This window comes from Faecalibacterium sp. BIOML-A1 (assembly GCF_009679715.1).
Taxonomy (GTDB): domain Bacteria; phylum Bacillota; class Clostridia; order Oscillospirales; family Ruminococcaceae; genus Faecalibacterium; species Faecalibacterium taiwanense.
Genome location: NZ_WKZJ01000001.1, coordinates 162,981 through 175,428 on the forward strand (window position 1 = coordinate 162,981; position 12,448 = coordinate 175,428).

A 12,448-nucleotide genomic window follows, 5' to 3' on the forward strand; every position below is an offset into this window, starting at 1 on the left:
AGGAAGTTGAAATGAAAGCAGTGGTTCTGGAAGATTATGCCATACAGCAGGGAGATCTGGACTGGTCGGGTGTGAAGGCGCTTGTGCCGGACATCACCCGCTATGGGCGCACCGCGCAGGAAGAGGTGGTGCCGCGCATCGGGGATGCGGAGATCGTGTTCCTGAATAAGTGCCTCATCGACGAAGCCGTTCTGGCCCAGTGCCCGAAGCTCAGGTGGGTGGGCATCATTGCCACCGGCACGGATAACCTTGATCTGAAGGCCTGCCGCCGCCATGGCGTGCCGGTAGCCAACGTGCCGGGCTATTCTACTTACAGTGTGGCACAGATGACCTTCAGCCTGCTGCTGGCCATCTGCCAGTGCGCCGACCGTTACCATCGCCTTGTGCAGGACGGCCATTGGCGCACCGAGGAGCCTGCGGCCTACGGTCTGCTGCCGCAGGTGGAACTGCTGGGCAAGACCTTTGGCATCTATGGCTACGGCAGCATTGGCCGACAGACCGCCCGCATTGCCAAGGCCTTTGGCATGGAGGTGTTGGTGTGCACCCGTACCGTTCGGCCGGAGTACGAAGCCGACGGTGTGGAATTCGTGGATCTTGACACCCTGCTTGCCCGCAGCGATGTGCTCAGCCTGCACTGTCCGGCAACACCTGCAACACAGGGGCTGATCAACGCGGCCACCCTTGCCAAGGCAAAGCCCGGCATGATCTTGCTGAACACCGCCCGCGGTGCGCTGGTGGACGAGCAGGCCGTGGCCGATGCGCTGAAAAACGGGAAGCTTGGCTTTTACGGTGCCGATGCCTTTGGCACTGAACCGCTGCCGCAGGCAAGCCCTTTGCGCGGCCTGCCGAATGCCCTGCTGACACCGCACATCGCGTGGGCCACCAACGAAGCCCTGCAGCGGCTGATGGATATTACTGCCAACAACCTGCGCACATGGCTGGATGGCGCGGGAGAGAATATTGTGAACGCATAAAAAAAACGGGAACGCCGCATGGACGTTCCCGTTTTTTTAGTTCAGGATACCGCTTGCCTTGATGGACTGCACCGCCTCGGCAATGCGCTCCGGCGGCAGGGTGAGGGCAAAGCGTACGTAGCCTTCGCCCAGCGGGCCAAAGCTGGAACCCGGCGTGCACAGCACACCGCTCTTTTCCACAAGGTCAAGACAGAAGTCCATGCTCTTTGCGTACTTTGCCGGGATGGGTGCCCACACGAACATGCTGCCGTGACTGTCCGGCACATTCCAGCCAATGGAACGCAGGCCGCCGCACAGAGCGTCGCGGCGCTGCTGGTACAGGCCGCACTGCGTTTTTACCATGTCCAGCGGGCCGGTCAGGGCGGCGATGGCGGCTTTCTGCACCGGCAGGAACATGCCGAAATCGATCTGGCCGCGCAGCTTTTTAAAGGCGGCTACCACGTCCCTCCGGCCCACAAGAAAGCTGATGCGTGCACCGGTGACGTTGAAGCTTTTGGACAGGCTGAAGAACTCCACGCCCACATCCATGGCACCCGGCGTATTGAAGAAGCTGTTGCCCACGGCCCCGTCAAAGATAATGTCGCTGTAGGCGTTGTCGTGGATGATGAGAATGTCATACTTTTTGGCAAAGGCCACCAGCTCGGCGTACAGCTCCGGGGAGCCGACGCTGCCCACCGGGTTTGCGGGCAGGGAGACGATCATATACTTTGCCTTGCGGGCCACATCCTCCGGGATGTCCTTCACATAAGGCAGGAAGCCGTGCTCCTTGGTCAGCGGGTAATACCACGGCTTTGCGCCGCCCAGCAGACTGCCCGCGATGAACACCGGGTAGCAGGGAGTGGGCAGCAGCACGGTGTCGCCCTCGTCGCACAGCACCATACCAATGTGGCCCACGCCCTCCTGACTGCCCGCACAGCTGGCCACCTGATCCGGGGTGATCTCCACATGAAAGCGGCGTTTGTAGTAGCCGCACACGGCATCCAGCAGCTCAGGTAGGTCGCGCAGGCTGTACTTCCAATTCTGCGGGTCGGCAGCGGCATCCATCATGGCCTTGCGGATGTGCTCGGCGGGCGCAAAGTCCGGCGTGCCGACGCTCAGATTATAAATGGTGCGGCCCTGTGCTTCCAGAGCTACCTTGCGTTCGTTCAGTGCGGCGAAGATCTCGTCGCCGAACAAGTCCAGTCGTTTGGAAAATTCCATGATACAATACCCCTCAAATCCTCTTGTTTTCAACATGAACCATTTTAATAATAGAGCCATTTTAGCACGTTTTGCCTGCCTGCGCAACGAAAAGGGCAGATGGGGGAGAAAGTTTCAACTTTCGGTGATGGGAAGCGAAGGATGTTTCACGGGGGAACTCCTTCAGTCAAACCCTTTGGGTTTGCCAGCTCCCTCAATGAGGGAGCCTCTGGCGAAGAGGAAAAGCTTGCGGTTTTGCCAAAGGCCCCATCTCCGAGGGGGCTGGCACCGAAGGTGATTGGGGGAGTTTCTGCTAATCGATCGTCGTTTTTGTCCGTCCCACGCCGATGACGGCGGTGCTGATTTTTTTCCAGCTGTTGCAGCCGCACACACCGTCCACACGCAGGCTCGTGCGCCGCTGGAAGCCTTTCAGCGCTTCCTCCGTCCGGGCACCAAAGATGCCGTCGATGCGGCTCCCGGTCTGGTAGCCCAGCGTGGAAAGCGCGTCCTGCAGAATCATCACATAGCAGCCACGGCTTCCCCGCCTCAGGGTAGGATACCCGGCGGTGGTGCCGCTGCAGGCGGGCGTGCCGTAGCGGCGGTCCATGTGCACCCATGTGGGGGTCTGGCTCAGCGGCTCCACATAGCCCCATGCCCCGGTGCCCCGGGCTGCGTTGTAGATGGCCGTGCGGGCGGTCCGGGTCAGGCTCTGGCCCACGTCGAAGGATACGCCCGCGTAGTGCTGGCTGCGGGTGCCGTGCCCGCCCTCCCAGATGCGGCGGAAGGCATACCCCACCGGGATACCCTTGCCGTACTTGCGGCGGGTCAGGTTCCATGCTTCCATGGCTGCAATGGTGGTCCACAGGGTGGGGCTGGCAGATTTACCCCGGAATTCCCGCACCCGCAGGGTGGTGCCGGTGCTGTAGGGCATGGGGTCGTTCTCATTCAGGTTTGCATAGGTGTATACCTTGTTCTCGTAGGCATCATAGATCAGAAGTCGTGCCATCGCTCATTCCTCCTTGCTGCAGTGTGGGCAGCTCTGGGCCTGCAGCGCGGCCCATGTTCTGCGGTCCACGGTGCCGGTCACCAGCAGCCCGGCCCGCTGCTGTGCCAGCCGGACAGCGGCAGTCTCTTCCGGGCCGAAGCAGCGGTTCTCGGTCACATAGCCCTCGGTGCAGTACAGGCAGGAACGCCCGTTCAGCCATGTCTCCACCTGCGCCACGTCTGGCCCCACGCTGCCCGCGCCGATGGCCCGGCCCGGGTAGACCGGGCCATGCCCGATGCTGCGGTCGGGGTTGGGCATTTCGGCGGCGAGCTGCAGGCTCAGCGCTTCCACAGCTGTCCATGTGTCGGCATCCGCAATGCCGGTCTCGGGCAGGCCCAGCAGCTCCTGTGCGCTGCGGGTGGCGGCGGCAGTCTCGTCGGTGTACTGGTCGGAGAGGGGAGGGTTCTCCACACTGGTAAAGTAGTAGGCAATGCGCTGCAAAAGCAGGCTGTAGTAGAGCACTGCACTGCCGGAAGACCCCACTGCGAGCGGGGTACCGGGGTAGGGCAGGCGTTTCAGGGTGACCACCGGCCCGGATGTCCGCAGAGTGGATGCATTGTCGTACAGGCTGTTCCATGTGGTACGTCCTACGATGCCATCTACAGTCAGCCCCGCAAAGCGCTGGTAGGCCCGCACGGCAGCTTCGGTGGAAGCACCGAACTGTCCGTCGATGCCAATGGCCGGGATGCTGCTCTCGTAGGCGCTCATGAGGTAGAGGTAGAACTGCAGCTCCCGCACCGCTGTGCCGGAAGAGCCTTTGCGCAGCACGCCCGGGTACTCGCCGGGGCGCAGGCTGGACGACAGCAGCTTGTTGGCGATGTCGTTGTACACCTCGTATAGCTTGTTCCATGTCGTGCGGCCCACTACACCGTCGCTGGTCAGGCCAAAGTAGGTCTGGAACCGCTTGACTGCCGCTGTGGTGGCACTGCCGAACTTGCCGTCCACCGTGATGTTGTTCAGGTTCGAGTACACCGTGCGCGCGATCTTGAGCCAGAACTGCACCAGCCGCACATTCTGTCCGCTTGCACCCTCCCGCAGGGCGGTGCCGGGGTAGGCATTGGGGGTGCCGTTGTCGGACTGGATGCTGCGGAACTGGTCGTACAGCCCGGTCCATGTGCTTTGTCCCACCACGCCGTCCACGGTCAGGCCGTATTTGCGCTGGAAGGCCCGCACCGCTGCGGCTGTGCCGCTGCCGAATACGCCGTCCACCGTGACCGATGGGATGGAGGAAGTGTACTGCGCCAGCGTATTCAGCCAGAACTGCAGCTGTTCCACAGCACTGCCGGTAGAGCCGGTGCGCAGCACGGTGCCGCCCCATGTGCCGTCCGAGAGAGTGCCGCTGGATACCTCGCCCTCGCTGGTCAGCTCCGCAAGATCCTTGACCGACACATAGATATAGCTGATCTTGTACCATGTCTGCCGTCCAACTGCACCGTCGGCGGTCAGGTTGAACTGCTTCTGGAACGCCCTGACCGTGGCGGCCATCCTGGCCCCGAACACGCCGTCCACAGTCAGCAGGCCGAGGAAGGGATAGTCCTTGGTGATGCGGTTCAGCTGGCGCTGCAGGGTGAACACCGCTGTGCCGCTGTCGCCCTGCCGGATGGGCGAACCGGGGTAGCTCTGGGGGATGGACTGGATGTTCGAGGTGCGGATGATCTCGATGTCGTTGCCGTAGTAATACTTCAGGATCTGCAAGGCGTTACGGCCCTGATTGGCCAGCGTCACGGTGCCCCACTGCTTGAGACCCGGGCAGGTGACCGATTTACCGTCGCAGTATTCAGAGTAGTAGGGGTTTAAGGTGCCGGTCTTGCGGATATAGGTGTTGAAGATGTCGTCGGTGATGCGCACCATCACATCGAACACCGTGCGTCCGTGAACGTAATACTGGTCGTAGCTGGTGGAGTTGGTAATGTTGAAGGTGTAGCCTTTGCTGGGGTACCACTCGGTGTAGATGCGGTTGAGTGCCAGCGAGATCTGGCAGTGGATGTTGGCCCGCAGGGCCTGCTCCGGCCAGGTAGGGTAGCACAAACCAAAGAAAAAAATAAACGCACGATCCCCCCCGAAAAACAGCAGTTTTTCAAGTTCTGAACCGTGCTTTCAAGCTTTTTTGGGCGGTGAGCGACCGCCTGCGGGGGTGCAACCCGGCGTTTGCCGGTATCGGCATCATTTTCGGGTTTGGCATGGATGTGCAGGACTCCGTCCAAAACGTTGGGATCCGGTGCCCCGGAGGATGCCGGGCAGTTGACATGCTGCTGCCGCGATTCGCCGAAACTGGCAAAAAGCCACCGCATCCACCGCATTGCTTCTCCGGCTGTCTCTGCCGGTGCTTATGGCTGTCCGCCGGACGGGCCTGCCAAAATTACAGTGGATACAGTGGCTGATTGGCTGCAAAGCCATGCCAACGATGATAGGAAGGGCATCTTCTTACCGGGTGGTTTTGCGGTACACCACCGCCGAGGAGACAGTGAGCTCCGAGGGAATACGGTGATTTTTGAGTTTGTGGATCAGCATGGAAACTGCGGCCACACAGGCTGCCTCCACACTGTTGTCCACGGAACTCAGCTCTGGGGTGCAACTTTCCGTAAGGTTCGTGTTGCCAAAACCGATCACACACAGATCGTCCGGCACTGCAATGCCGTGCCGCTGGGCATACTTGAGTACACCCACCGCAATGCTGTCCTCGGTGGCAATTACACCGTCGAACTTCAGCCCTGCTTCGGCCAGTCGCTCGACCTCGGCAGCACTTTCCTGAATATCCAGCGAACAGGAGCAGATGTACTCCTGCCGCACGGTAAGCCCGTTCTGGTGCAGAGCCTCCTGATAGCCCTCCAGCTTGCTGCGCACACTGCCGGTCATGTTGTGGTGCAGAAACAGGATGTCTTTGGCACCGCTCTTTGCCATCTGGTTCACCGCCTGAAACGCGCCCTTGCGGTCACCGCAGCGGAAGGAGTATACGTTGGGCGCATCAATGTAGCCATTGACCAGAAAAACCGGTACCTGCTGAGCAGCCTTGATGATACAGGCATTCTTTTCCGGGTCGCCTTCCACAAAGAAAGAACCCAGCACCACAATGGCATCCACGCGGCGGTCGCACATGGTCTGCAGGCAGCTTGCCTTATCCTCCATATCGTAGCCCACGCAATAGATGACGGTATCATAATCAAAGCCGCGCAGCTCCCGCTGTACATAACCGATCCCCATGGAAAAATTGCCGCAGGCATTCGGGTCGGAGGGGTCCACGCACAGGATGCCCACAGTACGCATGGTATCATGGCTGAGCCCCTGTGCGAAGGCGTTTGGGATATATCCGCTTTTATGGATCACATCCAGCACTTTTTTGCGGGTAGCGGGGCTGACCTTGCTGCTTCCGTTGATCACTCTGGATACCGTGGCAGCAGATACATTTGCCTCTCTGGAAACGTCGTAAATGTTCATCTGTACGCAGGTTCCTTTACTTGGATTTGTTGGTACAAAAATACCATATTCACGGCAGCAATGTCAAGCTGCCGTGAACCATTTTTGCGTCCGGAACTGCCGGGTGTGCAAAGATGGTCCCGCGCCGCCGCTGCATCCGAAAAACACCCCTTGCGCAGGAGCTTCCACGCAAGGGGTGTCTGGGAACAATGACCGGTTCAGCCGACAGATCACTGCCGCATCACTTGCCCACGTCACGCCCCAGCGTGATAGGCTTTGCACCTACAAAATTTTCAACGCTGCGGTGTTTTTCGTGGAAGTGAGGCATCACCTTGGCAAAGCCGCCCCGCTGGTAGTACACATCGTCACCGGTAAGGGGCAGCGTGACGGTGGTGCCCGTGTTGGCGGATTTGTAGATGGCAGTGATCAGCTCAATGGTCTTGCGGCCTTCGGCACCGTCTACAAACAGAGCTTCTTCCCCACGGATCGCCCGCAGGAAGTTGAGCAGCTGGGCAGGGTGGCCTTCACGCTCGAGATCGGGCAGATCATCGTAATATTTTTGCAGCTTTTCCTCTTCTTCCCGATTTTCCTCGGGGAAGCCGTTGACCATGGAGGCGTTGGACGACACGTTCCACGGCACTGCAATGCTGGCCTTTTCGCCATTGAACTGTATCTGCTGCGCTTCGTCATGGTTCACGATGGAGGTGGTAAGCCGCACCAGCTTGTCCGGATAGTTCAGGATGGCAATGCCCAGATCCTCGCATTCGGAGTTGTCGTGCCCTACATTGCGGATGACCGCGTACACGCTTTCCGGCATTCCAAGCATCCACTGCATCAGGTCGATATGGTGCACACCGTGGCTCGCCATCGCGCCGGAGGACTCCTTATCCCATGTGCCTCGCCACCACAGGTCGTAGTAGCTCTGTCCGCGCCACCACAGCGAATCCACAGTGGCAAACAGCACCTTGCCGATGAGCCCCTCGTCCAGGATCTTTTTCACCTTCTGGTTGGGGGTCTTGCAGCGATTCTGCACCACCACGCTTAGGAGCTTTCCGCTTTCTCTGGCTGCGGCGATCATGGCATCGCACTCTTCCAGTGAGCAGGCCATGGGCTTCTCACAGATGACATGGCAGCCGCTGCGCAGAGCTTCCACGGCGATTTCCGCGTGCATCTGCGGCGGCAGGCAGATGGACACTGCGTCGATGCCGCCGGAAGCAATGGCTTCCCGGCAGTCCTTATAGGCTTTTGCGGCGGTCAGCCCGTTTGCCTGAATGAGCTGTTCGGCTTTTTCCGGGAAAAGGTCGCACACCGCGCACACCTCGCACAGATCCGGATACTGCAGATAGGCCTTGATATGTACATCTGCGATCGCGCCTGCACCAATAATGGCGATTCGGATTTTTTTCTGTTCCATCAATTTCACCTCTTAAAGCCAACTTTTTCCGCTTCGCGTTCTGCCTGGATCGCAAGCTCGATCACACGGAAGATGTAATCCTGCTTCATCACCAGCTCGGTGTGATCCAGACAGTCACGGATCATGCCGCCAAAAAAGGGAAAACCGCACTTGCCGCTGGCGCAGCAGTGATGCTCGCCTTCGTGGTCAACATAATACACCTGATCGCCTTCTGCGTTGTTGGCGATATCAATATACTTTCGGATCTCAATGTAGCCGTCCGTGCCCTCGATGATGGTGCGACCATCACCCCATGCACCCAGCCCCTTCGGGGTGAACCAGTCCACCCGGAAGTAACCGGTCACACCGTTGTCGCATTCGATCATGCAGTCGCCAAAGTCCTCGAGTCCGGGGCGGCCCGGATGATTGTAGTTGCCTGCGCGGCTGTGCACGATGCGGGCATCTTTGGCTCCGGAAAAGAATATGATCTGCTCGATCTGGTGACAACCGATGTCCGTGAGGATGCCGCCGTAAACATCTTTCTCAAAAAACCAGTCCGGACGACTGCTCTCAGGGCCCATGCGGTGGGGGCCCCAGCCCATTACCTGCACGACCTTGCCGATCTTGCCCTGTTCCAGCAACTGCTGTGCATACACCGAACCTTCCACATGCAGACGCTCGCTGAAATAGCAGAAAAACTTCTGCCCGGTCTCGCGCACCGTCTGACGCACCTGCTCCAGATGCTCGAGCGTGATCAGCGGCGGCTTGTCCACAAAAAAATCCTTGCCGTGGCGCATAGCCTCCACGCCCAGCGGCCCGCGATCCAGCGGGATGGATGCCGAAGCGATCATCTTCACATTGGAGGCGTACACCTCATCCTTGCTCGCCGCAGCCTTCGCCGAGGGGAACGCCTGTTGGAATTGCGCCACCTTTGCAGGGTCGGAGTCGTACACCAGCGTGATCTCGGCACCCGCCTCGGTCAGACCGTTGCACATGCCGTAGATGTGACCATGGTCCAGCCCGATGACTCCTACGGGGAAGTCACCCGGGGCGCATACCGGCTTTGACCTGCCCTTGGGTGCATACATTGCTCCATCTTTTTTTTTCTGCATAAGGATACCCCCTTTTCTTTATCAGCCGTAGATGAGACCCGGCAGCCAGGTGACCAGCGGCGGGAATACGAATGCCAGCGCAACGACGATCACGACGGTCGCGATGTAGGGCAGCAGAGGCTTGGCCGCTTTTTCTACCGGAAGTTTTGCCACGCCGCAGGAGATGAACAGGAAGGTGCCAACCGGCGGGGTGATCGCGCCCAGCTGCATGACGATGACCATGGGAACGCCGAACTGAATGGGATCAAAGCCCAGCGAGTTGCCAATGGCAAGCACGGTGGCTGCAAACATGGCAATGATGACAGTGGGATCCAGGAACATGCCAAGGATCACAAATGTCACGATGAGGAACAGCACTGCCAGCACCGGGCTGCCCAGTGTGTTGACCGCAAAATTCTGCACCTCGGTCTGGAAGTGCAGGCGCACCAGCACATTGGAAAGCACACCGGCACCCACAATGGTCATGTACACCACAGAGGTCGTCACGGCAGAATCGATCAGGATGCCGGGAATGTCGCTCCACTTCAGAGTCTTGCTGATGCAGAAGCCATACAGCAGACCGTACAGGATGGCCAGAACACCGGACTCGGTGGGCGTAACGATGCCGAAGCAGATGCCGCTGAGAATGATCAGGGGCATCATCAGTGCTCCCAGAGAATGCCATGCGGTCGTCAGCAGATTCCGGAGAGAGAAGCGGGTGCGGGGAATGTCATATTTGCGCAGCCGGTATTCCAGATACACAACACCCATCTGCAGGAGTCCCAAAAGAATGCCGGGCACCAGTGCACCCATGAACAGACGTCCCACGGGCACCTCTGTATAATAAGAATACAGGATCATGGCGATGCTGGGCGGAATGATGGGCGACAGCATGGAGGAGCCTGCGGTGACTGCCACAGAATAATCTTTGTCGTATCCCTGCTTTTCCATGGCAGGGATCAGCATGCCGCCAATGGCTGCAGCATCGGCGCAGCCGCTGCCCTGAATGCCGCCAAAGATCATGGAGGTAAGCACGTTCACATGACCAAGACCGCCGGGCAGCCAGCCAACGGCTGCATCTGCAAAGTTGACCAGCTTGTCGGTGATGCGAGCCTTCATAATGATGTTGCCCGCGATGACAAAGTATGGGATGGCCAGCAGCGAAAGGCTGTTGGCGCTGCCGAACATCTTGATGACGGTAAGTCCCAGCGAGTTGCCGCCTAACGTAAGGAACAGGATGCCGGTGATCAGCAGCGACATAAAAATGGGAAATCCCAGAAAGATAAAGGCAAGCAGAACAATAAAAATCAAAAATACGGTAAGCATCTGTGTCCTCCCTCCTTCTCAAAACGCGCCGGTCACATTGTCGTCCTCACCGGGCGAGGAAGCAAACGGGTTTTTGCCGAACACCAGGATCAGAATATATTCGTAAAGAAGATACGCACATCCCACCGGGATCGCTGCATAGAACCATGCATTGGAGATGGGCAGGTTCTGCAGGAAACTTGTGCGCATTTTGATCGTTTGCTGAATGCCGATCACGATCAGCAGAACCAACGTAGCAATGACGATCACCTGTGCGGCCTTGTGCAGGATCCGGGATGCTTTGGCGGGCAGATATTTCTCTGTAAAGCTCTCCAGACTGACATGCGCATCCTGCCGTACGCCAAGCCCCGCCGCCAGAAATACTACCCAGATCGCCAGCATTTGCATCATCTCGTTTACCCATGAAAACGGACGAAGAAACGACACACCTTTGATCAGGTAGCGCAGAACGACATTCATTGTGCACATGCCCATCATGGAAACCAGCAGTGCGACCAGTACGACCGACCGGACCCTATTCAGGATCTTATCAATTTTTCTCAGTGCATTCAAAGCAGACACCTCCTGCCGCAATGATTTTGTGTATCACCAAAAAAGTCCGGGCTGAAAATTTCTGGTTCCAGAAAGATACAGCCCGGACAACTCCATTCAAAATACAGGGATAGCCGATGCCGGCTTTTTACTTAATGGAGAGCAGCAGGTCAGTGAACTTGGCCCAGGCATCGCCCTTTGCGCGATACTCGTCCAGCATCGGTGCACAAGCATCCTTCCATGCCTGAATATCGGCAGGCTCGGTGACCTCCACGCCATCCTTCTTCATCTGCTCCAGTGCGTCCTTCTGGGCATCGTCATCAATGGACTCCTGATAATCCACGGCTTCCTTCACGCAATCGGTGACGAGGGTGCGCACATCTTCCGGCAGAGATTCCAGCCAGTCGGTGTTGAAGAAGAAGTAAACGCAGGCAATGATATGATTGGTGATGGCCAGATACTTTGCATTATCCTGCAGCTTGGACGCATTCAACATCACGGGAGAGCCTTCGCAGCCCTGACAGACATTCTGCGAAAGGGAAGTATAAATATCGTTCCAGTCCATGGTGATGCCAGCAGCGCCCAGACACTCGAACATTCCGTTGTAGATGGCGTTGGGACCGCGCATGACCAGATCTTTCATATCGGCCAGCGTCTTTACGGGCACGGTGGTCAGCATATCGCGGGAGCCCATAGACATGCCGCCCATGCCGCTCAGGCCGATGGTGTTTGCCAACTCGTTCACCTGATCCTCGGCACCCTTCAGCACACGGCGGTACTGATCGTTATCCTCAAACAGGAAGGGGAACTCGAACATCTGCATCTGCTCCAGACCGTCGTATGCACCCGGGCCGGTGCCGGGAGTGGACAGGACCAGCTCCAGATCGCCTGCAATGGCCATTGCCACCTGCTCAGCCTGACTGCCCAGCTCAGAACCGTAGTTTGCCGTTGCTTTGATCCGACCGGCACTCTTTTCGTTGACAAGCTCCACAAACTTTGCCAGCGCCATGCCGATGGTGCTTGTGGCTGCCTGATTGGAAGAAGCACGCAGAGTGTACTTCTTTCCGTCCGCTGCAGGGGCTGCACTTGCACTGCCGGAAGCTGCAGTGCCGGCAGTGCTGCCGGAGCTTCCGCCGCAGGCATTCAGTCCGACTGCAGCTGCCGAGATGCCGGTGATCTGCAGGAAACGGCGACGAGAGATCTTTTTCATTTCAATAGCCTCCTTGTTTTTTGTCCTCTTGTATTCGTGTGGAAAGCTCCACCTGAGACACGGTTCGTTTCGGCCATCGGCATGGCCTGCGGAGTTCAATGGAAACATTGTGTATCCGCTTTCATTGCGATTTCATAATACGGCTTTGCTCCTTTTTTGTCAAGTATTTTTTATTCTTTTTATCAATTCTTAGTTTTTATGGTCGTTTTGACTGATTTTTGCCTTTATTTTTGGCGGATTTGTTTTAAGGAAAGTCTCTCAGCGTTCTTTGAAAAGAAACGCGTT

Annotated in this window: 10 protein-coding genes and 1 pseudogene; 2 read left to right on the plus strand and 9 right to left on the minus strand. The window is 58.0% G+C overall.

Features of this window, described 5'->3' with window-relative positions; translation table 11 throughout:
* Nucleotides 1–11 precede the first annotated feature (11 nt).
* Nucleotides 12–974: a D-2-hydroxyacid dehydrogenase gene (locus GKG36_RS00895; RefSeq protein ID WP_154258623.1), complete on the plus strand. Its 963-nt coding sequence runs from the start codon at nt 12–14 to the stop codon at nt 972–974.
* Between the two features lie 36 nt (nt 975–1,010).
* Here the strand turns inward: GKG36_RS00895 and GKG36_RS00900 are convergent, their stop codons facing one another.
* The 3 genes from GKG36_RS00900 to GKG36_RS00910 all read right to left on the minus strand — a co-directional run bounded on the left by GKG36_RS00900 (nt 1,011) and on the right by GKG36_RS00910 (nt 5,226).
* Entirely contained in the window at nt 1,011–2,174 is a 1,164-nt protein-coding gene (locus GKG36_RS00900; protein ID WP_044953423.1) for an aminotransferase class I/II-fold pyridoxal phosphate-dependent enzyme, read from the minus strand.
* Nucleotides 2,175–2,466: 292 nt separating this feature from the next.
* Entirely contained in the window at nt 2,467–3,159 is a 693-nt protein-coding gene (locus GKG36_RS00905) for a peptidoglycan-binding domain-containing protein (protein WP_097781966.1), read from the minus strand.
* 3 nt (nt 3,160–3,162) lie between these two features.
* Nucleotides 3,163–5,226, minus strand: a complete 2,064-nt coding sequence (locus tag GKG36_RS00910; protein WP_154258625.1) for a peptidoglycan-binding protein — start codon at nt 5,224–5,226, stop codon at nt 3,163–3,165.
* Nucleotides 5,227–5,382: 156 nt separating this feature from the next.
* On the opposite strand from GKG36_RS00910, the pseudogene GKG36_RS15025 reads away from it, so the two are divergent.
* Nucleotides 5,383–5,547 (plus strand): annotated as a pseudogene (locus GKG36_RS15025) (macro domain-containing protein); the annotation flags it as partial.
* Nucleotides 5,548–5,622: 75 nt separating this feature from the next.
* Here the strand turns inward: GKG36_RS15025 and GKG36_RS00915 are convergent.
* From GKG36_RS00915 to GKG36_RS00940, 6 genes are all read right to left on the minus strand, one after another.
* The gene (locus GKG36_RS00915) at nt 5,623–6,633 is read right to left on the minus strand and encodes a LacI family DNA-binding transcriptional regulator (protein ID WP_097778204.1); all 1,011 of its coding nucleotides are present in this window, start codon (nt 6,631–6,633) and stop codon (nt 5,623–5,625) included.
* Nucleotides 6,634–6,853: 220 nt separating this feature from the next.
* Nucleotides 6,854–8,026 carry a Gfo/Idh/MocA family oxidoreductase gene (locus GKG36_RS00920; RefSeq protein WP_097778203.1) on the minus strand — a complete coding sequence of 391 codons (1,173 nt, stop codon included), beginning with the start codon at nt 8,024–8,026 and terminating at the stop codon, nt 6,854–6,856.
* A gap of 5 nt (nt 8,027–8,031) precedes the next feature.
* Nucleotides 8,032–9,117: a Gfo/Idh/MocA family oxidoreductase gene (locus tag GKG36_RS00925; protein WP_097778202.1), complete on the minus strand. Its 1,086-nt coding sequence runs from the start codon at nt 9,115–9,117 to the stop codon at nt 8,032–8,034.
* Between the two features lie 21 nt (nt 9,118–9,138).
* Entirely contained in the window at nt 9,139–10,422 is a 1,284-nt protein-coding gene (locus tag GKG36_RS00930; protein ID WP_097778201.1) for a TRAP transporter large permease, read from the minus strand.
* 18 nt (nt 10,423–10,440) lie between these two features.
* On the minus strand, nt 10,441–10,974 hold the full coding sequence (locus tag GKG36_RS00935; protein WP_097778200.1) for a TRAP transporter small permease: 534 nt from the start codon (nt 10,972–10,974) through the stop codon (nt 10,441–10,443).
* 127 nt (nt 10,975–11,101) lie between these two features.
* Entirely contained in the window at nt 11,102–12,163 is a 1,062-nt protein-coding gene (locus tag GKG36_RS00940; protein WP_158576352.1) for a TRAP transporter substrate-binding protein, read from the minus strand.
* Between the last annotated feature and the right edge of the window lie 285 nt (nt 12,164–12,448).